This is a genomic window from Streptomyces sp. NBC_01808 (genome assembly GCF_035917395.1).
Taxonomy (GTDB): Bacteria; Actinomycetota; Actinomycetes; order Streptomycetales; family Streptomycetaceae; genus Streptomyces.
In genome coordinates this window covers 4,434,515-4,456,990 of the sequence record NZ_CP109072.1, presented here as the reverse complement: position 1 = coordinate 4,456,990, position 22,476 = coordinate 4,434,515, and the positions used below count along the sequence as shown (strand labels likewise).

Genomic DNA, 22,476 nt, shown 5'->3' with positions numbered 1-22,476 from the left:
TCCCGTTACCGGACCGACGAGCATGGCGAAGCCGGCGAGACCGGCACATCGGCCGGGCGTGACGCGACCGGCGGGGGAACCGGGGACGGTGCCGGCGGCGAGGCCGAGCCGCGGAGCGCGGAGCGCGGGGTCGCGGTGCCCGACGCGCGGGTGAGCCTGTCGACCGCCTCCGTCTACCCCGAGTCCACCGCCACCGCCTTCGAGACCGCCGCCCGCCTCGGGTACGACGGCGTGGAGGTCATGGTCTGGACGGATCCCGTCAGCCAGGACATCGAGGCGCTGCGCCGCCTCTCCGACCACCACGGCGTGCCGGTCCTCGCCATCCACGCGCCGTGCCTGCTGATCACGCAGCGCGTCTGGTCGCGGGACCCGTGGGAGAAGCTGCGGCGCGCGCAGTCGGCCGCCGAGCGGCTGGGCGCCGAGACGGTCGTGGTGCACCCGCCGTTCCGCTGGCAGCGCGGGTACGCGCGCGAGTTCGTCCGCGGCATCTGGCGCATGGCCGACGAGACGGCGGTGCAGTTCGCGGTGGAGAACATGTACCCGTGGCGCTACCGCGAGAAGGAGATGCTCGCGTACGCGCCGGACTGGGACGTCACGAACGAGGACTACCGCCACCACACCCTTGACCTCTCGCACACGGCCACCGCCCGCAACGACGCGCTGGAGATGGCCGACCGCATGGGCGACCGGCTGTGCCACGTGCACCTGGCCGACGGCTCGGGGTCAGGCAAGGACGAGCACCTGGTGCCCGGGCGGGGCAACCAGCCGTGTGCCGAGATGCTGGAACGGCTGGCGGCGCGGGGGTTCGGCGGGCAGGTCGTGGTGGAGATCAACACCCGGCGGGCGATGTCGGCGGCGGAGCGCGAGTCGGACCTCGCGGAGTCGCTGGCGTTCACCCGGTTCAACCTCGCGGCGCCGGTCACGCGCGGCGCGTCGTCGTAAGGGGCGTCGCCGTGAAGCGCGTCATCGCGAAGCGCGTCGTCGTGGCGCCCGGGAAAGGTGCCGTCGAGGCGCCCGGGGCAGGAGCCGCCCCGTGATGCCGGAGAACGCCGCCGACCTCCCGAAACGCGGCCGGGGCCGCCCCCGCCGCGGCGCCGCCGAGGACGGGCCGGGCACCCGGGACCGGATCCTGGCGAAGGCCCGTTCCGAGTTCGCCGCGCGCGGCTTCGAGAAGACGTCCATCCGCGGCATCGCCAAGTCCGCGGGCGTCGACCCGGCGCTGGTCCACCACTACTTCGGCACCAAGGAGCGGGTCTTCGAAGCAGCGCTGGAGATCACGTTCGCGCCCGCGATGGCGATACCGGACATCGTCGTCGACGGCCCGGTGGAGGACGCGGGCGAGCGCATGACCCGCTTCTTCTTCGGCGTCTGGGAGAACCGGCTCTCGCGCGAGCCTTTACTCGCCGTCATCCGCTCCGCCGTCAGCAACGAGACCGCGGCCGCGATCTTCCGCAGCATCGTCACGCGCAACCTGCTGCGCCGCATCACCCCGTCGCTGCCGCAGCCCGACGCCGAGATGCGCGCGGAGCTGGCGGTGGCGCAGCTCGTCGGGACGGCGATGCTGCGCTACATCGTCCGGCTCGAACCGATGGCCTCCGCGGAGCCGGAGGAGCTGATCCGCCGGCTTTCGCCGATCGTGCAGTACCACCTGATGGACGGGCCGCCGTCGCCGCCTGCCCTCTCGGCACCGGGAAGCTGACGGACTCAGCCGTCCCAGCGCTCCCCCGTCAGCCGCTCGTACGCCTCCACGTACTTCTCCCGCGTACGCTCCACCACCTCCGCGGGCAGCTCCGGCGGCGGCGCCTCGCCGTGCCGGTCCCAGCCGGACTCGGCGGACGTCAGCCAGTCGCGTACGTACTGCTTGTCGAAGGCCGGCTGCGGCCGGCCGGGACGCCAGGCGCCGATCGCCCAGTACCGCGAGGAGTCCGGCGTCAGCACCTCGTCGCCGAGGACCAGTTCGCCCTCGCCGATCGCGTCGCCGGTGTAACCGAACTCGAACTTCGTGTCCGCCAGGATCAGCCCCCGCCCGCGCGCGAGGTCCCGTCCGCGCCCGTACACCTCCAGCGTCACCCGGCGCAGCTCCGCCGCGACCAGCGGGCCGACGCGGCGCACCACCTCGTCGTACGTGACGTTCTCGTCGTGCTCCCCCACCTCCGCCTTCGTCGCCGGCGTGAAGACCGGCGCGGGCAGCGCCGAGGCGTCGGTCAGCCCCGGCGGCAGGTCGACGCCGCAGACCGCGCCCGACTCCACGTACTCCGCGAGCCCCGAGCCCGCCAGATAGCCGCGGGCCACGCACTCCACCGGCACCATCCGCAGCCGCCGGCACACCAGGGCGCGCCCCGCCCAGCCGGCGGGGGCGCCCTCGGGCAGCTCGGTGGAGAGCACGTGGTGCGGCACGATGTCGGCGATCCGCTCGAACCACCACAGCGACAGCCTGGTCAGGATCCGGCCCTTGTCGGGGATCTCGGTGGGGAGCACCCAGTCGTACGCGGAGATCCGGTCGCTGGCGACCATCACCAGGCGGCCGGCGGCGTCCTCGTACAGGTCCCGTACCTTGCCCGTGTGCAGGTGCACGAGGCCGGGCACGGGTACGGGCTGGGGCTTCTCCACGAAACCGGGCACGGATCCCTCCGGGGCTCTGCCGATGCGACAGTCGAATTGTCTCGCATCGCCGCACCGGCACCCCGGCCAGGCGGCCCGGCAGCCCGACAGCCCGGTGGCCGGGTGGCCCGCTCAGCCGGCGGGCGCGGGCGCGGGCGCGGGGGCGGGCGCCAGGGGCGTGAGCGCGGGGTAGTCCGTGTACCCGCGGTGGTCGCCCCCGTAGTACGTGGCCTCGTCGGCCTCGTTGTACGGCCCGCCGGCCCGGGCCCGGGCGAGCAGGTCGGGGTTGGCCAGCCAGCGCGCGCCGAGGGACACGAGGTCCGCGGTGCCCGCCGCGACCAGCTCCGCCGCCTCCGCGACCGGGTCGCCGCCGCCGTGGTGCGCCGAGTTCAGCATCAGCGGGCCCGCCCACCCGCGGCGTACCTGCTCGGTCACGCCGCGCAGCCCCGGACGGGCCTCCAGGGTGTGCAGGTAGGCCAGCGGGTACGGGGCCAGCGCCGTGAGCAGCGCCGCGTACAGCTCGGCCGTGTCGGTCTCGGCGACGCCGTTGGCCTCGTTGCCGGGCGAGATGCGCAGCGCCGTGCGGTCCGCGCCGACGGCCTCGCTCACGGCCCGTACGGACTCGGCGCCGCCGCGGACGGGCGCGGGCAGAGCCTCGTGCTGCGCGGCGAGGCCGGCATCGGCAAGTCGTCGCTGCTCGCGTACGCCGAGGGCGAGGCGCGGCGGCGCGGCTTCACCGTGCTGCGCGCGGTGGGCTGGCAGGCCGAGCAGGGGCTTGCGTTCGCGGCGCTGCACCAACTGCTGCGGCCCGTGCTCGACCGCGCCGACAGGCTGCCGCAGCCGCAGGCCGACGCGCTGGGCGCCGCGGTCGGCACCGGCGCCGCCGACGGGCAGGACCGGTTCCTCGTCGGACTCTGCATATCCGGTTGGGCATAGGCGAACATGCGAGAAATTCGCGCGCGAGATTCGCATAACCCTGAACGGGTTGGTGGAGGTCCGATCGCCCTTTCCGGGCGGGCCGCCGTGGTTCCGTTCCTGCGTGCCACGGGAGCTGTTCCCACACACACGATGCTCTCGAAGCGCATGTCCGACGACCGCCGGGTGCTCGGCTCGCAGATCATCGAATCGCCGGACGTGGTCGCCGAGTGCGTCCGGTTACGTGACCGGCCGTAGTCCCTGGCCGTTCCGCATCGCGCGTACAAGCCCTGACACATCGGTGAGCAACCAAGCAGAGGCGGCACGACAGGCGCTGGGTGCCCGGGTGCGCGGGTTCCGCAAGGATGCGGGGTTCGCGAGCGGCCGGGCATTCGCCCACGCCACCGGGTGGCAAGAATCCAAGGTCTCGCGCATCGAGAACGGCAAGCAGAACGTCAGCGAGGACGACGTCCGGGTGTGTTGCCGCAGTCCGCGGTGTACGGAAGCGCGGTCCGCGACCTGATCTCGACCGCTTTCCAGCACGTCGACAAGATGCCGGGCAGCAAGTCGGTCGGGTGCACATGATCGATCCGACCTCTCACACGGCGTTGGCGGAGCCGAGGTCGCGTCCGTTCAGCACCCGGCCCCGACGCCACCGTTACAAGTGACGACGGGGCCGATGCTGAGGACTGCCTTTCGACGTGGCCCCCTCGCGGTCAACTGGCCCGACCGCTCGCGAGTAAGGTCGGCACGGGCTCACTGTCAGGTGAGGTACCGCTTCCAGTCCAGGCAGTTGTCGGGAGCACCGGAGATCTCCTCGCAGACCCTGAAGAAGACCCACTTGTCGCCTTCCGGGTTCGCGACCGGGATGTTGTGCCATTCCTGGTCGACGTCGGGGGACAGCGCAACGCGGGACTCGGGATCGTGACTTTCCTTGAACGAGTAGGGGATGTAGCAGAAGAGGTTGTTTTCCTCGGCGTCCTTGAGACGGAAGGTGTTGGTCGAGGAGATCCATTGGCCGCCACAATGGTGGTGGTCGTCGTACAGCCAGCGGATTCCCGAGTCGGCGGCCGCCGTTCCGCTCGTGAGTGTCATCGTCGCCAAGGTCGCCGCACTGACTGCGGCGGCGGCTGCAGACATCACACGCTTCACCTGTGACTTCATTCCGTGCATTCCCTCCCTGTGGTGAAGCGGCTCGAAGGGCACCCTCACGCACTCTTCGAGCCGCTTCGTTGACAGGTGCAACCTGCCATACCGTCCTGGATGGAACCTTGACAGAGTCTGACGATCACGCCTTCGGCGCCCGTCGCCGCGGTCGGGAGTCCCGGCAGGAGAGTCGGCCTGCTACGTCAGCAGGTGGTCGAACTCGCCGCCCTTGGCGCCGTCGAGGAACGCGGCGAGTTCGGTTCGGGTGTACAGCAGCGGGGGGACGTCGGGGTTCTTGCTGTCCCGCAGGGCGATCCAGCCGTCGCTTGCCGGGGCGAGTTCGACGCAAGCGCCGTTCTCGCCGGATGCCGTCGCCTTTATCCACGTGAGGTCGTCGGGATTCACAGCCGGGGGTGTGGGCGGGTTGGCTCGTGCCATGGTCATCTACTCCTTTGCGGCGAGTTCGGCCAGGAGCGCCGCGGAATCGCCGGGGTCGAGAGCACCCGCTCTCAAGCGGTCGAAGGTATGGACAAGCATGCGCGTCTGCCTGTCGCGCTCCAGGAAGTTGTTCCCGGCGGGGGACTCGACGTAGCCCACGACCGGTTCGGAGTCGCCGAAGTTCAGCAGGGTGAACGCCCCCAGCATGCCCGCGTGCGCGCTTGAGTCCAAGGGGTGGATCTGCAGGGTGACGTTCGGCATCTCGGCTGTGCTGAGCAGGTGGGCGAGTTGGTCGCGCATGACCGCCCGGCCACCCACAGGACGTAGGAGCGCGGCCTCGTCGACCACTGCCACCAGCTCCACCGGGTTGGATTTGGCCGTAAGTCGCTGCTGGCGTTGGATGCGCACCCGGGCGAGCCGGCCAACCTCGTCCGCAGTCTTGAGGCCGCTGCTGCCGAGGACTGCTCGCGCGTATGACTCGGTCTGCAACAGGCCGGGCACGTAACCGAGTTCCCATGCTCGGACAGAGCGGGCGTCGTACTCCAGACCGACGTAGACCCCGAGGCCGGAGGGGAGGACCGTCTCGTACTCCGCCTGTTCCCACCAGCCGATTTCGCTGGCCTCCTTGCGGATCTCCAGGATCTTCGCGCGTTCGTCCTCGTCGGTGACCCCGTACAGATCGAGCAGACTGCGCAGCTCGATCATCTTGGGGAGCCCCTGGCCCAGTTCGATGCGGCTGATCTTGGAGTTCGAGCACTCCAGGTCCCGTGCCGCGGCGAGTTGGTCGAGGCCGGCCTGTTCGCGGAGTCGACGCAGCTCGGACCCCAGTCGGCGGCGCCGGACCGTGGGGCCGCTCGGGTCGCTCATCCGCTGTCCTCTCGTGCCGCGTCCTCATCAGGGCTTTGCCGGGCGCAAGTCTGCCGTACCACCGGTGAGTTCGTCGGTCACGTCCGTCACTCCCGGGGCCCTGGTCACTCGAAAGTGGTCAATTCCTCTGGCGGGCTTGCTTCTTGGGATCCCACAGCAGACTCTAACGGAAATCGCGTCACGAAACAGTAGCGAACCCGCAGCAGTCTGTTGATCGCTGTTGCCGGGTGAACCCCGAAGGCGAGGCGACTCATGACCCGTGCGGTGTGCTCGTGATCCGGCAGCGAGGCGCGCACGTCGCGGGCGTCGCCCACGATCTCCTCGCGGTACAAGCGGCCGGTCGACGGGGGAGCCGGCAGGCGTCCGTGGTGTTGCCCGGGCGCTCCACGACAACGCCCGGGTGTGCTCGGGAGATCGTCCGGTCCTGGCTGGGCGCCTGGCAGATTCCCGCCGAGCGGGCGTACGACGCCTTGGTGATCGCCAGCGAGCTGACGACCAACGCGCTCGTGCACACCGACAGTTCGCAGATCGTCGTGGCCGTGCAGCTCACCGGACGGGAGTTGCGGCGGCTGACGGTCCGGGTGGTCGACCAAGGGCCGGCCCGAACAGCCCGAGCGGTCGATCGCCGGGACGGTCCCGGTGACGACCTCGCGCTCTCCGGCCGCGGGCTGGCCATGGTCGAGGCGCTCGCGGACCGGTGGGGCGCGGTTCGCAGATCCGCGGGCACCAGCGTGTGGGCGCAACTGGCCGTCCCCGCGATCTGCTCACACTCCCCCGAAGGGAATCAATGGTGATCACAGCCGACCCTCCCGTCGCCGTACGCCTCCTGAGCTTCGGCTACGCGCACGGGCGGCCGGTCCCCGACGCACACATCGTCCTCGACCTGCGCGCCCACTTCGGTGACTCCCCCGAGTCGCGCGACCCTGACCGCCTGGTGTCCGAGACGGACGGGCTGCCCGAGCTGGTCGAGGGGGTCATCCCCGTGCTGGCCGCCTACCGCAGCGGCTCCGGGTCCTGCGACGGGCCGGTCGTCGTGGGCGTGGGGTGCGCCGACGGGCGTCTTGCCGCGGCGGTCGCGGCCACGATGCAGCGGCAGATGGACAACGGGCTCGTTCTCGTGACGGTGGAACACCGTCACGAGGGGGTGCCATGCGGGCCGTAACCGGTACGCGTTGCCGCGCCGTCCAGGCTCCGGCCACGACAACGTCACCGGACGACAGCATCCGGCCCTTCCGGGTCTCCGTCCCGGACGAGCGGGGTCCTCACGCGTAGGCCCTGACAAGGAGAGTTCCCGTGTCCTTTCCTTCCGGGGGAGCGATGGTCTCGGCTTCGATCTCCGAGAATCCGGAAGAGGCCAGGGAGGCAGACCACTCCTCTGGCGTGTAGTCCCACCTGGTCACCGCCTTGGCCTCCCGCAGAGCTCCCACCACCTGGGTGCCGGCCGTTGGAGGTTTGTGGGAGAAGGCCAGTACGCCGTCAGGCGACAGTCTCTTACGGATCAGCGGAAGGAACCGTTCAGGGTCCGTGAACCAGACAGGGCCGAAGATGGACAGCACCACATCGAACGGCCCGGCCGTACGGGTCAGATAGTCGGTCACTTCTGCCGTGTGGAAGGTGATGCCGGAAAGGTGGCCCCATCGGTCTACGGCCTTCCTGTGCTGGCTGGGAGCAATGTCCACACCGGTACAGGTGGCCCCGAGGGTGGACAGGTGGGCCAGGTTGCAGCCCGTACCGCAGCCCAGTTCCAGGATGGTGCGGCCATGGAGATCACCGAGGATCGATTCGTCGGGGCCGTGGTCGGGGTACTGCGTCCAGTTCAACCACGTCCGGGCACCGGAAGCGTTGGCCTTCCTCCGTGGTGTCCGGCCCCGGGCGTATCGCTCCCAGGCATCAACGGCCTCCATCCAGAACCTCCGCTCACGGGGATGCCCCCCCGTCTCCGGGGGGGTCATCCCTGTCCGCCTGTGTTGCTACTTCCCGCTGTTGGGGCTGTCCGTGCACCCGGCGTGGCACTGGGAGCAATCAGCCGCGTCCTTCGTGGTCCACAGCTCCGGGTCGATCGCGAAGCCGCAAGCCCGGATCGCCTTGACCGTATCCCGCAGCGCGGGCGGCTCCTGCGTGCCCTCCCCCGGCAGGTGCGGAACGTGGTGGATGTAGCGTCCCGCGTACCGGTCGCAGAACGCCATGTAGTTGATCGAGTCGAGCACGAACGAGTGGACACCCAGGTCCACAGCCTGAGAGGGCCCCAGGCGGACCTCGGGGCATTCCGCAGAGGTCACCAGGTAGGCGATGGCCTGACCGAAGATGCGTTCAGCCAGGTCACGCCCCGTCGCGTGATCCCGCATGATGAGTCGGACCTCCCGGTCCCACACCTGAGTGGGGACGCAGGTTCGGGTGTCTCGGGCCTGTACCGCTGTTGCCATCGGCGGATCCCTTCACATGCTCGTGCCCGGGTGATGGAACCCGCCCCGGCCGCTCACTCATGCCTGAGTGGTCAGGGCGGGATTCGAAGATGCTCCCTCGATTCCGGACTGACATGGCCCGATATGCGCGTTGTCGAATAAAGATCACCGGCGGCAATCTGCTGCCCAGGCAACAAGGTGTTCTCTGGCCCGCTCGCCGAAAAGCGCGTGATCCTCGTAGGCAGTGAAGCGCCGGATCAGATCGTGTACGTCCCGACGGTCGCGGAACACGATGGCGCCCAGGTCTAGTTCGGCGGTCGCCAGAGTCTCGTCATAGACCGTGAAGGTGTTCAGAGCCCCAGAGGCGAAGCGAACTCCCATAGGGATGACCCCGAGCCGGATGTTCGGCTGATGCGTGAAGGACGCAAGCCGGTCAATCTGCATGGCTAGTTCAGTTGGCGAGACTAGCGGATACCTGACGGCCTGTTCAGTCAGAATGAACGTGAACTGTTTGGATCGATCGAACAGGACCCGTTGCCTGTCCAGTTTCATGGCCACGGCTTTGGCCTGCTGCTCCGGGGGTGCCTGTGCCAGGCTGGCACGAACGTATTCAGGCGTAGCCAGAAGTCCGGTGATCATGGATAGCAGGAAGTACCGGAACGTTGTGGATGATGCTTCAAGTCCGGCTAGCTGCAACTGCTTCTTGTCGAGCCCCTTCCTCCGGAGCGTCCTCCCGTCCTGCCATTCCGTCTGCACAATGCGAGCCATGGCCATCACTTCGGCGGCAACGGCAGGGGAGGTATCGAGTCCCCGGAGGAGTTGTTCAACGTCCAGGAGTGAGAGACGGCCTTTGTTGCTCTCAATCCGGCTGATCTTTGATTGCGACATGTTGCAACGTGCGGCAAGCCGGGCGCCTGAGAGCCCGGCTTGCTTGCGGAGATGCTTGAGCATGGCCGCGAGTTCACGCCCCGACCGGTCCAACTCGTCAGGCTCGATGGGCACCGTTGACGTACTCCCTGAACGGTACCGATTCCATGAGAGCGATCCGCTGGTATTCGATGTATGGCGCCGGATCACCATCGTACAATTCCCGGCTGATCTGTGTACCGTCCGCCTCATAATTCATGAGGACGACTTCAGACCTGTCGAAGAGCCAGAAATCCTGGACCCCTTCGAGGGGGTTGGGGCGACCCGTCACGTCCAGGATGCGAATGTCGTCCCCGGCTCGCGAATGTACCTCGTAGTACATGAACTCGAAGCGGAGATAGTCCGTAAGCGGCCGCCTGATGATGTGGACCCGCCCCTTGGACTTCCCCTCCGCCTTGATCTTCCGCAGACCCTCCGTGTAGCTGGAGGAGTAGTTCTCAGGATCGAGCCGTTGCCCGGCCAGGAATTCCCGGATGTCCCCGTCCTCGCTCGGCACCCTGTACACGGGAAGAGTTTCGAGTCGCCATGCCTCCCGCTTGAAGCCCTGAACCTTGGTTGTCCAGGCTTCACCATCCAAGAGCACGAAACGCCTCCCTCAGGGTCTCTTCGGGAACCTCAACGAGCCCTTCGCCGTCCGGCGCGGTGAACGCCTCGGACACGTCCCCCTGGACCACGAACGAGCCGGAGGTGGTCCGGTAGACGTTCGGGCAGTCGTCGTTGTTGCAGTTGCCGCTCCCGGTGCCGGTCAGTCGCATCAGTTCCTCACGAGCCATAGCCACGAACCCCTTGGTGTGGGCCCCTTACGGGCCGGTCGTCACGACCGTACGAGCGGAGCGGGTGGACCGTCTATGCAGGAACGCGGCTATGCGCGTCTTTGCATAAACACGGTCGGAAGCCGAGGAGTTCCGTGGTCTCGGTGCGTGTCTGAGAGCAGCGAGGGCCAGGCGGCCGGAGTGAGCCGCGTCTGATGGTGAGTGCGCTCAGTCCCGTTTGCAGATACGGTCCAGCAGGTTCGCGGTCGCCCGCTGGATCACCGGGTTCACGTGGTCAGGACGGTCCAGTGCCGGCGACCACGCGAACGTGCCCGCCGCGAAGACCAGCCCGCCCGCCGGCGTCTCGTACAGCGACGTCTCCTGATACCGCCGCATGCCGCGCGAGTCCGGGTACGGCGAGTGGGCCAGCAGCTTGCGCCCGGTGTGCTTCGGGAGCGGGGCGCGCGGGAAGTAGCGGTCCGCCTCGCCCGCGACCAGGCCGGGCAGCTCGTCGCCCTCCAGGGCGCCGGTCGCCTCCCACAGCCAGTGGTCCGCGTTCCGTACGACCAGGGGGCGCGGCTCCGGCACCCGGCCCACGTACTGCACGCCCAGCAACTCCTGCTCCGGCGCGCCCTGTTCGCGCCAGAGCGCCGGGCGGCCCGGACCCTGGCGCTTGGTGCAGTGCAGCAGCCGGTCGGGCTCGCCGGCCGCGGAGGGGGCGAGGCCGACCTGCCAGTACATGGTGTTGGCGGAGAGGAACACCAGCGACGTGCCCGCGTCCCTGGCCTTCTCCGCGGCCCGGCGCATCGGCACCGACCAGTACTCGTCGTGGCCGGGGAAGACGATGCCGCGGTAGCGCGTCGGGTCGACCCGGCCGGCGTGCAGGTCGCGGGCGTCCGCGTACGCGAGGTCGTAGCCGTAGCGCTCGGCCCAGCGGATGAAGTCGTAGGCGTGGCCGGCGTGCAGCGGCAGCCCGGCGCCCGCGTAGGGCCGGTCGAAGGAGACCGTGGTGGCGGCCTCCGGCTCGCCGAGGAGGCAGCCCTCGTCGTCCCAGGCGTGGTAGAGGCTGGCGCCCGTACGGCCGTCCTCGGGATAGAGGTTGTACGCCTGCCACGTGACGTCCGGCAGCAGCAGGAGCAGGTCGGCGGGCTCGGTGGAGCGGACGGTGAACGGCGCGTGCGAGCGGTGGCCGTCGGCGGTGGTGAGCACCGCGACGTACGCGCCCGGGGAGAAGTACGACGGGATCTGCAGCCGCCAGGACAGCCACCAGTGGTGGCAGGAGACCGTGCGCCCGGCGGCCAGCGGCACCGGCTGCACGATGCCGGCGAGCCGCGGGCTGCTCGTCACCTTCGCCGCGCCGTCGCCCGCGTAGTGGCCGATGCGGTAGATGTCGACGGCGAACTCCTGCGGCGGGTCGACGGAGATGCGGAAGTCGATCGATTCGCCGGGCTCGGCGCAGGAGGGCGCCGCGAATCCCTTGATCTGCTGGAGTACGTCGTTCGCGAGGTGGACACCGCCGTCGCCGGTGGTGGCGGCGTCGACGTACCAGGGGACCAGGCGGCCGTCCTCGAAGGACTCCTCCCCGGCGTGCAGCCACGGCAGCGGCCCCGCCGCGAACGGGTCGGAGACCGCATGCGCGAGCGCCCCGGACTCCCATCGCCGGATGCTGTCGTGAGCCACGGGCCGATTCCCTCCCTCGCCCCCGCGTGGATCGGCGAGTCCAGGACATCACATAACGCGAACAGGTCTTCACGGAACGCCGACATTCGTTCGACATGACGCCCGTACGAGGGTGGCGGTTCCGGAAACCGTCAGGTCAGACCAGGAGAACCGGCTTCTCGGCCCGTACACCCGCGGCTGTCAGCCAGGAGCGCAACTGGGTCTCGTCGCGGGTCTCGACCAGCGTGCGGACCGCCGCCGCCGGGCTGCCGCCGCGGCGGGTGCGCAGCACGGGGCCGTCGAGCCAGTCGAGTCCCGGGGCGGCGCCCGCGGTGTCGACGGCGGCGCAGCAGACCATCGCGAGGACGTGGTCCACGAGGAGTTCGCGGCCGGTACGGGGCGGCGTCAGCGGCGCCGGGGCGCCGGCCGGTACGTTCTCCTGCTGCACCCGGGCGAGGGCGGCGCCGATCCGGTCGGCCTCGTCCGGGCCCGTGGTGAGCCGGTCCACGACGCGGGCGAGCGTGCCGCGGTCGGGGCGGCCGGCGGGCTCCGGGCAGTCCTCCAGCCGGTCGAGCACGGCGTGCAGCCGGGCGGCCTCCAGCCGCCACTTGCGGTCCACGACCTCGTCGGGATACTGGTCCCAGCTCACCCCCGCGAACCCGGCCGCCGGCTCGCCGCCGACCACGGCGCCGACCGCCGCGCCGCCGGGGCCGCTGAACAGCTCCGCGGCCAGCAGCGACGCCGCCTCGTCCACCATGCCGGGCTCCTCCAGCAGGTCGCAGGCGGGGCGCTCGCCGAGCCGGGTGGCGAAGCCCTCGGCGAGGCGGTCGCGGCGGGACAGCTCGGTGAGGGCGGAGACGACGCCCGCGTTGAGCCGGGAGGGCCAGCGGCCCATGCGCCAGGCGGGCAGCGCGACCCGGGTCAGCAGCCGGTCCCAGCCCGCGTACGCGAGCCCGACCTGCTCCTGCGCGACGATCCGCAGCCCGTAGTCCACGGCCTGGGCGCGCTCGGCCGCGGCGGCGGCGACGGCGCGCTCCATCTCGACGGGGTGCTCGCCGCAGGCGCGCAGCAGCAGCCGCGCGATGCCGCCGGTGAACCGCCGCCAGAGCCGGTCCGCGCGGGCGCGGGGGCCCGGGCGGGCGGCGCCGGGGGCCGGGTGGGGCCCGGCGGCGTACGGGTCAGGACCGCCGAGCGGCGCGCCTGCGCCCGCCTCGTACGTCCCGGGGCCCGCCTCGTACGTGCCGGGCCCCTCCGCGCTCCCCGGCGCGCGGGACGGCAGCGCCGCCGCCGCATCCAGGGCCCGTACGAAGCGGCGCGCCGCGGCGATGTCGGGCTGGGCCGAGGCCGCCGTCCCGGCGACGACCGGGGCGAGGACCGCGCGCAACTCGCCGACGCGCATCCACCACAGGAACGGCGAGCCGATGACGAGGACGGGGCCCTCCGGGTCCGCGGTGGCGCGCTCGACGACCTCGCGCCAGTTCGGCGCGTACGACGCCTCCGCCGACGCCTGCCGCCGGGCCGCAGCCGCGGCGGCGTGGCTCTCCGCGGCGGGGCCGCGCGGCGCGCCCTGCCCGTCGCCGGAGCCGAACACCGCGGCGTCGCCCGCGCCGTACGCACCCGGCACGCCCGAGCCCGTACGCGAACCGGGGACGGGGACGGAGCCGGAACCGCCGGGCCCGCGGGGGCGCAGCGCCCGGGCCACCCGGCCGCCGAGGCGCCGCAGCCAGCTCCGCACGCCGGTCGGGGCGGGGCCCGGGTCCTCCAGCCAACTGTCGCAGTCCGGGGTGAGCGCCACCGCCGCGGGCACCGGCACGCCGAGGCGCTCGGCGAGGTCGCCGACGAGGCGGTAGAGGTCAGGGGCGGCCCGGCGCGGCACCGGGACCGTCAGCGTGGCCGCGGGCTCCGCGCGCGAGATGGACCGCGCGACGGCGGCGGCCAGCGCGGGCGCCAGCACGGCGAGCACGACGACGGGCCAGCGAAGCGCCGCGAACACCCCGTCGACACGCCCCATGGCCGAGCCGGCCAGCAGCACGACGGCCGCCGCCCCCGGCAGCAGGACGACGCCGAGGGCCGCCCCCCGTACGCGCAGGACGGCGAGAGCGCGGGAGCGGGCGGCTTGCGCACCCGCGTCCGTACCGGTCGCTGTGGACACGTCCGTACCTCACCCCCTCAACCGCCGACGGGTAGGGCGACGGCCGTAACGAGGCGAAACGGCCGTACTCCACCACTGTCGCACCGGCCACGGCCAGTGCAATGCCGGTAGGCCAGTTGGCCTGATCAGGCCCCCACTGCCCGGACGAAGCCGACCGGACGGCCGGTACGTCGAGCAGGTGCACCATAGTTGGGGGGCGCGGCCACGTCAGCAGGACCGCCGCCCGGTCACCCGATGGTATGGCCTTGGGCAAAGGTCAGGACGCCGTGGAATTTCAGTCGGCGGCGGCCTCCGCGGCGCGCGCGGCGATGTCGCCGCGGTAGTGCGCACCGTCGAGATCGATCCGCCGAATCGCCTCGTAGGCGCGGTCGCGGGCGGCGGTGAGGTCCGCGCCCACGGCGGTGACGCACAGCACCCGGCCGCCCGCGCTGACGATGTGGCCGGAGTCATCGAGCTTGGTACCGGCGTGCAGGACGTACGCATCCGGGGCGTCCTCGGCCTCGACCGCGTCCAGTCCGGTGATGACGTCGCCCGTACGCGGCTTCGCCGGGTAGTCCCGGGCGGCGAGGACGACGGTGACGGCCGCGTCGTCGCTCCACACCAGCGGCGGGAAGGCTGCGAGCCGGCCCTGCGCGGCGGCCTGGAGCAGCCCGGCGAGCGGGGTGCGCAGCCGGGCGAGGACGGCCTGGGTCTCGGGGTCGCCGAAGCGGGCGTTGAACTCCACGACCCGTACGCCGCGCGAGGTGAGCGCCAGACCCGCGTACAGCAGACCGGCGAAGGGGGTGCCGCGGCGGCGCATCTCGTCGACGGTCGGCTGGAGCACGGTCTCGACGACCTCGTCGACGAGCTTCGGGTCGGCCCACGGCAGCGGCGTGTACGCGCCCATGCCGCCGGTGTTCGGGCCGGCGTCGCCGTCGTACGCGCGCTTGAAATCCTGTGCGGGGGACAGCGGTACGACGCTCTCGCCGTCCGTGACCGCGAAGAGGGACACTTCGGGGCCGTCGAGGAACTCCTCGATCACGACCTGCCCGGCGGCGGTGCAGGCGCGCGCGTGCGCGCGTGCCGCCGCCAGGTCCCCGGTGACCACGACGCCCTTGCCGGCCGCGAGCCCGTCGTCCTTGACGACGTACGGCGGGCCGAAGGCGTCGAGCGCCGTGTCGGCCTCCTCGGGGGTGGTGCAGACGTAGGCGCGGGCGGTGGGCACGTCGGCCTCGGCCATCACGTCCTTCGCGAACGCCTTCGACCCCTCCAGCCGGGCCGCCTCCGCGCCCGGTCCGAAGCAGTCGATGCCGCGCGCCCGTACGGCGTCGGCGACACCGGCGACGAGGGGCGCCTCCGGGCCGACGACGACGAGGTCCGCGCCGAGGCCGGTGGCGAGCTCGGCGACGGCGGGGCCGTCGAGTACGTCGACGGCGTGCAGCCGGGCGACGGCGGCGATGCCGGCGTTGCCGGGGGCGCAGTGCAGTTCGCGGACGCCGGGGTCGAGGGAGAGTGCGCGGCACAGGGCGTGTTCGCGGGCGCCGCCGCCGATGACGAGGACCTTCACGGGGTCAGCCTAACGGTCGGCTTCCGGGCCACCGGTCCGGGTGACGGCGCTTTCGCCCCCATACCCGGTCAACCACTCCTTACGAGGGTAAATAACGCCATTTTCGGCTCGTGTCCCCTCGTTCGGCGGTAGGAAGGCCGCCGCGGGCGCACCATCCGATTGCCCAGTCATCACACGTCACGCCCGTCACACAGAGCCCACAGAACCCAGAGGTCACGTCGGAAACCCGCAGAGGCAGGCGAGTTCGAGCGACGAGCAAGGAGACACGTCATGAACCACTCGGAGGAGACCCGGACGACCGGCACCGCGACCGGCGCCGCCCACGAAGGCGGCGGCGGGCGCGGCCTCTTCGGCCGCAGGAACCGGACGGGGCGCAGTGGCCGCGGGGACCGCGGCGCGGGCGGTGCCGGCGGCGTGGGCGGCCCCGGCGGCCCCGGCTCCGTGGCGCGGCCCGGCGAGCTGCTGGCCCGGCCGTTCCCGCTCGGCGACTGGGGCGACCCGGCCAAGCGGCTGGACGAGCTGTACCTGTGGGCGGAGGAGGGCGCGCTGGCCACCGCGGAGTCGTACCTCGCCGCCCGCCGCGTCAAGCGCCGCGCGGCGCGGGCGCTGCGCGCCTCGGCCGCGGTGTGCGCGGCGGCGGGCGCGGCGCTGCCGGTGCTGGACCTGACGGAGACGGTGCCGGACCGGTTCGCCGGCTGGGCGTTCGTGGCGCTGTTCGCGGCGCTGGCGTGCCTGGCGGCGGACCGGTTCTTCGGGGTGACGGCGGGCTGGATGCGCGACGTGGCGACGGCGCAGGCGGTGCAGCGGCGTCTGGAGGCGCTGCAGTTCGACTGGGCGTCGGAGTCGGTACGGGAGGTGCTGGGCCCGACGGAGGGCACCGCGAGCGAGGCGGCGGAGCGGTGCCTGGTGGTGCTGCGGCGCTTCACGGAGGACGTGACGGAGCTGGTACGGGCCGAGACGGCGGACTGGATGGTGGCGTTCGGCGGCGGCCGGGCGGCGCTGGCGACGCAGTCGCTGGCGTGGGCCCGCTGCCCCGAGACCCAGCCCCAGGCCCGCGCCCCCCTCCCGCCGGCCGGCCTACGCCCCACCATGCCCCGCCAACGCCCGCCGGAACCCCCGGCGCGTTAGCCGAGGGCCCGGGGGGAGCGGGAGGACGGGTTCGGACCCCCGCTCCGAGCCGCTTCCTCACCCCGGACTCACGGCGCGAGCCGCCACCTTCCCCGCCCTGCCCCCCCGCCCGTCGGGCACAGTGGTAAGGGGTAGTCGGCAAGGGACGAGTGGGGGTTACGTGTGAGGTGGGCACGGGTTGTCGGGGTGGTGCGGGGTGCGCAGGTGGTGGCCACCGTCGCGCTGGTGGGCACGGCGCTGACGGGCATCGAGACCGGCGGCGCCGCGCGCGTGGTGCTGTGGGGCGCCGTCGTCCTCTGGGGTACCGCCATGGCGGAGATCGCCGTGCGGCTGGCCCTCGGTGCCGTACGGGCCCTGCGGCGGCGCGGCGCGAAGGAGGCACCCGGCGCCGACGGGGCACTCCCCGGTGCCGTCGACCTGCACGCCCCCGTCGCCGGCCGGTGGCGCGCGTTCAACAGCCCCGCGGACAAGGTGCCCAGCCACGGCACCCACTTCCTCGCCCAGACCTACGCCATCGACATCATCCGCACCCCCGAAGACACCACCGAGGACGCCCCCGAAAACGCCCCCGACGGCACCCGGAAGGGCGCCTCCGCCCCCGCGCTCCGCTGGTGGCCGCCGTTCCCCGCCAACCGGGACTTCCCCGCCTTCGGCGCCCCCGTCCTCGCCCCCGCCGCCGGCCGCGTCGTCACCGTCGCCGGCTCCGCGCACCGCGACCACCGCGCCCGCAACACCGTCCTCGGGCTGGCGTACCTCATGGTCGTCGAGCAGGTGGTCCGCTCGGCCGCCGCCGGTACCGGCATCGGCGCGATCGTCGGCAACCACGTCGTGCTGGAGCTGGAGGACGGTTCGTACGCCCTCTTCGCGCATCTGCGCCGCGGCTCGGCGACCGTCCGCGAAGGCGAGGCCGTACGGGCCGGGCAGCAGCTCGCCGCGTGCGGCAACTCCGGCAACTCCAGCGAGCCGCACCTGCACTTCCAGCTCATGGACGGCCCCGATCCGCGGCGGGCCGCGGGCGTGCCGTTCACCTGGCGCGGCGTCGGCGTGCCGGGCAACGGCACGGACTTCACCGCCGCCCCGGCCCGTACCCCGGAAGCCGACCGCCCCGAAGCCGGCGGCCCCGGGGCGTCATCCGGCGACGGCCGCGCCGCCGACCGGGTCAACTGAAGACGATCATCGACCCCTGCGCCAGGCTCCGCGTCGCCGCCGCGTGCAGCCCCAGCCACACGTGCCGCTCCTGCGCGAACTCCCCGCCGTCCGCCGGCGCCGTCGCCGCCGGCTCCGACAGCTCCGTCGGCCCCGGCGGCGGGGCCGGGGCCGGGGGCGGGTTGTCCGGGTCGATGCCGATCGCCGGGGCGACGGCCATGAGTTCGCGTACGAGTCCCTGCGCCGAGCCCAGCGGCCCGCCGCCGGCCAGCAGTTCCTCCGTCACCAGCGGATGCGGGAAGTCGACGGGGACGTACGCCCCCGCGTGGTCGTAGTGCCAGACCAGGTGCGACTGCTGCGCCGTGGACTCGAACATCTCCAGCAACTGCTCGTAGTCCCCGCCCAGCTCGCCGACCGGCGTGACTTCGAGGCCGCACAACTGCAGCAGGTACGCGCGGCGCAGGAAGTGCAGCGCGTCGTAGTCGAAGCCGGCGACCGGGGCGACGTCCCCGGACAGGCCCGGCATATAGCTCTGCACCGGCACCGGCGGCAGCCCCGCCTGCGCCAGCGCGGCATCGTAGGCGGCGATCTCCTCGGCGAAGGGGTTGTCGGGGCTGTGGCAGAGGACGTCGACGAGGGGCACCAGCCAGAGGTCGCAGGCCAAGCGGTACGCTCCTTAACTGCGCGGTTCGGCTCAGCGTAGCCGCTGACGGCGGCCGCGCAGCACCCCCCGGCCGGGTAGCGCGCCCCGCCTCCGCCGGGTCTCGGCCACCCGGCCCCGGGATCGCCCCTTCAGCCGCCCGCGAGCCGTTCGATCAGCTCCAGCGAGTGCCGGTTGTAGGTCCGTACGACCTCCTCGGCGGCGGCCACGTCGCGCCGCTCTATGGCCTCGACGAGCTGCATGTGCCCCTGCCAGAACGTGCCGGGCACGCAGTCCTCGCTCGCCCCGCGCAGATACGGCACGGCGAACACCCAGCAGTGGATGCGCACCCGCTCCAGGAACTCGGTGATGTAGTCGTTGCCGATCAGGCTGGTGATCTCGCGCCAGAAGCGCAGGTCGTAGTGGACGAGCACGTCGAGGTCCCCGGCCTTCGCGGCCCGTTCGGCCTCCTCGCCGCGGCGGCGCATCGCGACGAGCGCGCCCGGCGGGGGGTCGACGGTGTGCGGAGGGGTGGCGCGGAAAACGCCCATCTGGACGACGGTGCGGGCGTCGGCCATGGCGCGGAAGTCGTCGAGGGTGAAGGCGTGCACGCGGTAGCCGCGGTGCTGCTCGACGTCGAGGAGACCCTGGGCGGAGAGGTCGACCAGGGCTTCGCGTACGGGGGTTGCGGAGACCCCGTACTGCTCCGCTATCTCGCCGACCGTGATGTTCTGCCCGGCCGCGAGCCGGCCGGCCAGGATCTCGTCGCGCAGGGCGTCGGCGATCTGTGCACGCAGCGTGTCGCGCCGGACCACGGCGCCTGCGGGGGTCATGCGGTGGGCCTTCCTGATGGGGGATGCCCCCACACGATAAGCGCACCGGGTGACGGTGATCGACAGCATGCTGTCCTTTTGACAGCATGCTGTCGTGACGGAACGCGGGCGCCGGGCCTGCAGAACCGTTTACCTGGCCGTCTGCGCGTAACCGGCCGAAAAGCGATGGAGCGGGAAGGCGGCGGACCATGCGCGAGAGCACCGGCGACGGCGGGGCGGACGAGGACGGCGTGGCGGCCCTCGACGCCGCCGCGCTCCTCGACGCCGCCGCGGCGGCGTCGTTCCGGCTCGGCGGCCAGTTCCTCGCCCGCGGCGACCGGTTGGCCGCGCCCGCCGGGCTGACGGCGGCGCGCTGGCAGGTGCTGTACGCGGTCCGCCGCGAGCCGCTGTCCGTGGCCGGGGTCGCCCGCGGTCTGGGCATGGCCAGGCAGAGCGTGCAGCGGATCGCGGACGTGCTGGTGGCGGACGGGCTCGCGGCGTACGAACCGAACCCCGCGCACCGCCGCGCCAAGCTGCTCCGCCCCACCCCCGCGGGGCGGCGGGCGCTGGCGCGGCTGGGGCCCGGGCACGCGGAGTTCGCCGGCCGGCTCGCGCACCGGCTGGGCGGGGAGGCCCGGTTCGGCGAGACGCTGGCGGCGCTGCGGCGGCTCTCGGCGGCGCTGGAGGCGCTGCGGGCGGAGGACGCGGAGGCGGCGGAGGAAGCGGGGGAGGCCGGGGAGCCGGGGGGAGCGGTCGGCGGAGGAGGAGGTGCGGCGGGCCGCGCCTCCGGTGCGGAGAAGACCGCTGACCTGGCCCGGAACCCCGCGGCGCCGAGGACCCGCAAGGCTCGTACCCGCCGCTGATCCGCCGCCCGCGGAGATCACCGCCCCACGACGATGGTGTGACAGCACCGCAACGACAATCCCGGCCCCCCTCATCCCCACCCCCGGTCACCGCCTACGCTCTCCGGGTAGACCACGGGGGTAGGGGAATGGAGAGCGTGGAACCGCTGGCGCCGCAGGATCCGCAACAGATCGGGGCGTACCGGCTGCTCGGCAGGCTCGGCGCCGGTGGCATGGGCCGGGTCTACCTCGGCCGGACCGCGGGCGGCAGAACGGTGGCCGTCAAGCTGGTCAAGCCGGAGCTGGCCGTCGAGGAGGAGTTCCGCGCCCGCTTCCGCACGGAGGTGCGCGCCGCGGCGCGCGTCGGCGGCAAGTGGACGGCGCCGGTGCTCGACGCCGACACCGAGGCGCCGGTGCCGTGGGTCGCCACGGGGTACGTCGCCGGGCCGACGCTCCAGGAGGTCGTCGAGCGGTACGGGCCGCTGCCGCCGGAGTCGCTGTTCACCCTCGCGTACGGGCTGGCCTCCGCGCTCCGCGACGTCCACGCGGCCGGGCTCGTGCACCGCGACCTCAAGCCGTCCAACGTGCTGGTCACCATCGAGGGCCCGCGCGTCATCGACTTCGGCATCGCCCGCGCGCTGGACTCGCTGTCCGACGGCACGGTCACGCGCACCGGCATCGTCGTCGGCTCGCCGAGCTTCATGTCCCCGGAGCAGATCATCGGGCAGGACGTGTCGGCGGCGAGCGACGTGTTCTGCCTCGGCGGGCTGCTCGCGTACGCGGCGACGGGGCGGGCGCCGTTCGGGTCGAGTTCGTCCGGGATGCACGCGGTGATGTTCCGCGTCGTCCAGGAGGACCCGGACCTGGCGGGTGTGACGGACCCGGCGCTGCACGGCCTCATATCCGGCTGCCTGGCCAAGCTCCCGGGGAACCGCCACGGCACGGAGGCGATCGCCGGGCTGACGGGCCCGCCGGACCCGGAGGCGGCGTGGCTCCCGGCCGCGCTGACGGCCGACCTGGGCCGCCAGGCGGTACGCCTCCTGGACACGGACACGCCTCCGGCCGGAGACCGTGACACGAGCCCGCTCCGCACGGTGCCGCCTGCGGACCCGACCCCGCCGACCCGGAGCCACCCGACGGCGGGCGCGGCGGTCGGCGACGGACCGACGAGCGCGGGGCCGCCGGGTGCGGGTGCCGGGTCGACGGGCGCCGGGGGCGCGGGCGACGCCCCGAAGGGCGCCGCCGCCACGGGCGAACCGGCCGATGACGGAACACCCCCCGGAGCGGACGCTCGCCGGAACTCCGGCGCGGAGCGCCGGGGGGCGGGCGGTGACGGCGCAACCGCCTCGGCCGGGGCCTGGCCCCGGGCCGCGGGCTCCGAGGACGTCACCGTCCAGCGTTCCGCGGGCGGCACCGCCGGCGCGCGGCCGCAGGCTGCGGGCCCGGGTCCGGGTCCGGGTCCGGGCCCAGGTCCGGGAAGGGGCACGGACGGGGAGGACTCCGGTTCCGGGCCGCGGCCCGACCCCTCCCGGCCGTACGAGGTCCCCGCCGCCACCGGCACCGCCGGCGACTCCCCCGCCCCGCCCCGGCGCCGCCGCCGTGCCCGGCTGCTCGCCGCGCTCGCCCTCCTCGTCGCCGCCGGCGTCGTCGTGCCGGTCGCCCTCGCCACCCAGCGCGACGGCGGCACCCCCGCCGCCCGCAGCTCCGATGTCCCCGACGAGTACCTCGGCGCCTGGCTCGGCACCCAGCTCAGCGACGGGGAACCCACGAACACCTACCGCCAGTTCACGATCCGCCCCGGGGAGAAGGGCGAGGTCGTCGCCACCAGCATCGTGCTCAGCGGCGAGTCGCAGTGCACCAGCGAGGGCGAGCTGACCTCCACGGACAAGGGGCTGCACCTCGACACCGAGGTCGTCGAGGCCGCCCCCGCCGGCGAGTGCAGGCCGGTCGGCGGGCACGTGCTCACGTACGAGGACGGCAAGCTGCTCTGGCGCGCCGACAACGGCCGCACCGCCGAGCTGACCAAGGTCGAGCCCCGCGACCGCCGCATGCCGCGCGAGCTGCTGGGGAACTGGCAGCGGCCCGCCGGGTCCGGCACCCAGGTGATGAAGGTCGTGCAGGCCGCGCCGGGGCGGATCGCCGTGCACTTCACGACCCGTACCGGCGACGGCGACACCTGCCAGGCGAAGGCCGACTTCGTCGGCGTCGACCAGCGCGACGACCGCGTGCTGCTCGGCCCCTCCGAAATCACCTCCGTCACGGGACCGGGGAACCCGGACGACCCCGGCACCGGCACCGGCGAGACCCCCGACGGCCTCGGCGACGACTCGGGCACCGGCAAGCTCGGCGGCCCCTGCGTGCCCGGCTTCCCGTCCGTGATGCAGGCGACCGCCGACGGCTCCGTGCTGGACCGCCAGTTCCTCGGCGGCGAGCAGCGCACCCGGCATTACACAAGGGCGGACGGCTCTCCTGCCGACCCGACACAATAGGCTCCCCCGACGAG

General features: G+C 72.7%; 24 protein-coding genes and 1 pseudogene. 10 read left to right on the top strand and 15 right to left on the bottom strand.

Annotated elements, in window-relative coordinates; all coding sequences use genetic code 11:
* The first annotated feature begins 135 nt into the window (after positions 1 to 135).
* Together OG946_RS19505 and OG946_RS19500 are read left to right on the top strand one after the other, a co-directional pair.
* Positions 136 to 942 (top strand): sugar phosphate isomerase/epimerase family protein, encoded by an 807-nt coding sequence (locus OG946_RS19505; protein ID WP_326800313.1) that lies wholly within the window; start codon positions 136 to 138, stop codon positions 940 to 942.
* 94 nt (positions 943 to 1,036) lie between these two features.
* A complete protein-coding gene (locus OG946_RS19500; protein ID WP_326797343.1) occupies positions 1,037 to 1,699 on the top strand; it encodes a TetR/AcrR family transcriptional regulator in 663 nt (220 codons plus the stop codon).
* 5 nt (positions 1,700 to 1,704) lie between these two features.
* Here OG946_RS19500 and OG946_RS19495 read toward each other — a convergent pair whose 3' ends face one another.
* Together OG946_RS19495 and OG946_RS19490 are read right to left on the bottom strand one after the other, a co-directional pair.
* Positions 1,705 to 2,622: a phosphoribosylaminoimidazolesuccinocarboxamide synthase gene (locus OG946_RS19495; protein ID WP_326797342.1), complete on the bottom strand. Its 918-nt coding sequence runs from the start codon at positions 2,620 to 2,622 to the stop codon at positions 1,705 to 1,707.
* Between the two features lie 111 nt (positions 2,623 to 2,733).
* Complete coding sequence (locus OG946_RS19490; RefSeq protein WP_326797341.1) at positions 2,734 to 3,210, bottom strand: oxidoreductase; 477 nt, start codon at positions 3,208 to 3,210, stop codon at positions 2,734 to 2,736.
* A gap of 48 nt (positions 3,211 to 3,258) precedes the next feature.
* On the opposite strand from OG946_RS19490, the gene OG946_RS19485 reads away from it, so the two are divergent.
* Together OG946_RS19485 and OG946_RS19480 are read left to right on the top strand one after the other, a co-directional pair.
* Positions 3,259 to 3,537: a hypothetical protein gene (locus OG946_RS19485; protein ID WP_326797340.1), complete on the top strand. Its 279-nt coding sequence runs from the start codon at positions 3,259 to 3,261 to the stop codon at positions 3,535 to 3,537.
* Between the two features lie 223 nt (positions 3,538 to 3,760).
* On the top strand, positions 3,761 to 4,039 hold the full coding sequence (locus tag OG946_RS19480) for a helix-turn-helix domain-containing protein (RefSeq protein ID WP_326797339.1): 279 nt from the start codon (positions 3,761 to 3,763) through the stop codon (positions 4,037 to 4,039).
* Positions 4,040 to 4,278: 239 nt separating this feature from the next.
* On the opposite strand, the gene OG946_RS19475 is transcribed toward OG946_RS19480, so the two are convergent.
* The 3 genes from OG946_RS19475 to OG946_RS19465 form a co-directional block, all read right to left on the bottom strand.
* Positions 4,279 to 4,611 (bottom strand): hypothetical protein, encoded by a 333-nt coding sequence (locus OG946_RS19475; RefSeq protein WP_326797338.1) that lies wholly within the window; start codon positions 4,609 to 4,611, stop codon positions 4,279 to 4,281.
* A 249-nt stretch (positions 4,612 to 4,860) separates the two neighbouring features.
* The gene (locus OG946_RS19470) at positions 4,861 to 5,100 is read right to left on the bottom strand and encodes a DUF397 domain-containing protein (protein WP_326797337.1); all 240 of its coding nucleotides are present in this window, start codon (positions 5,098 to 5,100) and stop codon (positions 4,861 to 4,863) included.
* A 6-nt stretch (positions 5,101 to 5,106) separates the two neighbouring features.
* Positions 5,107 to 5,967: a helix-turn-helix domain-containing protein gene (locus OG946_RS19465; RefSeq protein WP_326797336.1), complete on the bottom strand. Its 861-nt coding sequence runs from the start codon at positions 5,965 to 5,967 to the stop codon at positions 5,107 to 5,109.
* Between the two features lie 365 nt (positions 5,968 to 6,332).
* On the opposite strand from OG946_RS19465, the gene OG946_RS19460 reads away from it, so the two are divergent.
* The gene (locus OG946_RS19460) at positions 6,333 to 6,761 is read left to right on the top strand and encodes an ATP-binding protein (RefSeq protein WP_326797335.1); all 429 of its coding nucleotides are present in this window, start codon (positions 6,333 to 6,335) and stop codon (positions 6,759 to 6,761) included.
* Positions 6,758 to 7,129 (top strand): ATPase, encoded by a 372-nt coding sequence (locus tag OG946_RS19455; RefSeq protein WP_326797334.1) that lies wholly within the window; start codon positions 6,758 to 6,760, stop codon positions 7,127 to 7,129. Before OG946_RS19460 ends, OG946_RS19455 begins: the two co-directional genes overlap by 4 nt.
* A 100-nt stretch (positions 7,130 to 7,229) precedes the next feature.
* Here the strand turns inward: OG946_RS19455 and OG946_RS19450 are convergent, their stop codons facing one another.
* From OG946_RS19450 to purD, 8 genes are all read right to left on the bottom strand, one after another.
* On the bottom strand, positions 7,230 to 7,787 hold the full coding sequence (locus OG946_RS19450; RefSeq protein WP_326797333.1) for a class I SAM-dependent methyltransferase: 558 nt from the start codon (positions 7,785 to 7,787) through the stop codon (positions 7,230 to 7,232).
* A gap of 150 nt (positions 7,788 to 7,937) precedes the next feature.
* Positions 7,938 to 8,312 carry a glycine-rich domain-containing protein gene (locus OG946_RS19445; RefSeq protein ID WP_326797332.1) on the bottom strand — a complete coding sequence of 125 codons (375 nt, stop codon included), beginning with the start codon at positions 8,310 to 8,312 and terminating at the stop codon, positions 7,938 to 7,940.
* Between the two features lie 222 nt (positions 8,313 to 8,534).
* Entirely contained in the window at positions 8,535 to 9,371 is an 837-nt protein-coding gene (locus OG946_RS19440; RefSeq protein ID WP_326797331.1) for a helix-turn-helix domain-containing protein, read from the bottom strand.
* Positions 9,355 to 9,879, bottom strand: a complete 525-nt coding sequence (locus tag OG946_RS19435) for a DUF6879 family protein (protein WP_326797330.1) — start codon at positions 9,877 to 9,879, stop codon at positions 9,355 to 9,357. The genes OG946_RS19440 and OG946_RS19435 overlap by 17 nt, the downstream gene beginning before the upstream one ends.
* Positions 9,863 to 10,069, bottom strand: coding sequence for a hypothetical protein (locus OG946_RS19430; RefSeq protein ID WP_326797329.1), 207 nt, complete (start codon positions 10,067 to 10,069; stop codon positions 9,863 to 9,865). Before OG946_RS19430 ends, OG946_RS19435 begins: the two co-directional genes overlap by 17 nt.
* 207 nt (positions 10,070 to 10,276) lie before the next feature.
* A complete protein-coding gene (locus OG946_RS19425) occupies positions 10,277 to 11,728 on the bottom strand; it encodes a N,N-dimethylformamidase beta subunit family domain-containing protein (protein WP_326797328.1) in 1,452 nt (483 codons plus the stop codon).
* A 136-nt stretch (positions 11,729 to 11,864) separates the two neighbouring features.
* Positions 11,865 to 13,859, bottom strand: a complete 1,995-nt coding sequence (locus OG946_RS19420) for a hypothetical protein (protein WP_326797327.1) — start codon at positions 13,857 to 13,859, stop codon at positions 11,865 to 11,867.
* 274 nt (positions 13,860 to 14,133) lie between these two features.
* Positions 14,134 to 15,405: a phosphoribosylamine--glycine ligase gene (purD, locus tag OG946_RS19415; RefSeq protein ID WP_326797326.1), complete on the bottom strand. Its 1,272-nt coding sequence runs from the start codon at positions 15,403 to 15,405 to the stop codon at positions 14,134 to 14,136.
* 270 nt (positions 15,406 to 15,675) lie between these two features.
* Here purD and OG946_RS19410 point away from each other — a divergent pair, with 270 nt between their 5' ends.
* On the top strand, positions 15,676 to 16,533 hold the full coding sequence (locus OG946_RS19410; RefSeq protein WP_326797325.1) for an SLATT domain-containing protein: 858 nt from the start codon (positions 15,676 to 15,678) through the stop codon (positions 16,531 to 16,533).
* A 204-nt stretch (positions 16,534 to 16,737) separates the two neighbouring features.
* On the top strand, positions 16,738 to 17,700 hold the full coding sequence (locus tag OG946_RS19405) for a M23 family metallopeptidase (RefSeq protein ID WP_442814415.1): 963 nt from the start codon (positions 16,738 to 16,740) through the stop codon (positions 17,698 to 17,700).
* Here the strand turns inward: OG946_RS19405 and OG946_RS19400 are convergent.
* Both OG946_RS19400 and OG946_RS19395 read right to left on the bottom strand, forming a co-directional pair.
* Positions 17,693 to 18,343 (bottom strand): hypothetical protein, encoded by a 651-nt coding sequence (locus OG946_RS19400; protein ID WP_047017051.1) that lies wholly within the window; start codon positions 18,341 to 18,343, stop codon positions 17,693 to 17,695. The genes OG946_RS19405 and OG946_RS19400 overlap by 8 nt on opposite strands.
* Before the next feature lie 128 nt (positions 18,344 to 18,471).
* Positions 18,472 to 19,152 (bottom strand): GntR family transcriptional regulator, encoded by a 681-nt coding sequence (locus OG946_RS19395; RefSeq protein ID WP_326797323.1) that lies wholly within the window; start codon positions 19,150 to 19,152, stop codon positions 18,472 to 18,474.
* A gap of 188 nt (positions 19,153 to 19,340) precedes the next feature.
* On the opposite strand from OG946_RS19395, the pseudogene OG946_RS19390 reads away from it, so the two are divergent.
* Positions 19,341 to 19,895, top strand: a pseudogene (locus tag OG946_RS19390) (MarR family winged helix-turn-helix transcriptional regulator); the annotation flags it as partial.
* Between the two features lie 227 nt (positions 19,896 to 20,122).
* Complete coding sequence (locus OG946_RS19385) at positions 20,123 to 22,462, top strand: serine/threonine-protein kinase (protein ID WP_326797321.1); 2,340 nt, start codon at positions 20,123 to 20,125, stop codon at positions 22,460 to 22,462.
* Positions 22,463 to 22,476 lie beyond the last annotated feature (14 nt).

Bases quoted from the DNA above. Each gene is read 5' to 3' on its own strand.
- OG946_RS19465 (WP_326797336.1), bottom strand. From the start codon at position 5,967: ATGAGCGACCCGAGCGGCCCCACGGTCCGGCGCCGCCGACTGGGGTCC.
- OG946_RS19470 (WP_326797337.1), bottom strand. From the start codon at position 5,100: ATGGCACGAGCCAACCCGCCCACACCCCCGGCTGTGAATCCCGACGAC.
- OG946_RS19395 (WP_326797323.1), bottom strand. From the start codon at position 19,152: ATGACCCCCGCAGGCGCCGTGGTCCGGCGCGACACGCTGCGTGCACAG.
- OG946_RS19410 (WP_326797325.1), top strand. From the start codon at position 15,676: ATGAACCACTCGGAGGAGACCCGGACGACCGGCACCGCGACCGGCGCC.
- OG946_RS19445 (WP_326797332.1), bottom strand. From the start codon at position 8,312: ATGCGGGATCACGCGACGGGGCGTGACCTGGCTGAACGCATCTTCGGT.
- OG946_RS19430 (WP_326797329.1), bottom strand. From the start codon at position 10,069: ATGGCTCGTGAGGAACTGATGCGACTGACCGGCACCGGGAGCGGCAAC.
- OG946_RS19385 (WP_326797321.1), top strand. From the start codon at position 20,123: ATGGAGAGCGTGGAACCGCTGGCGCCGCAGGATCCGCAACAGATCGGG.
- OG946_RS19500 (WP_326797343.1), top strand. From the start codon at position 1,037: ATGCCGGAGAACGCCGCCGACCTCCCGAAACGCGGCCGGGGCCGCCCC.
- OG946_RS19475 (WP_326797338.1), bottom strand. From the start codon at position 4,611: ATGACACTCACGAGCGGAACGGCGGCCGCCGACTCGGGAATCCGCTGG.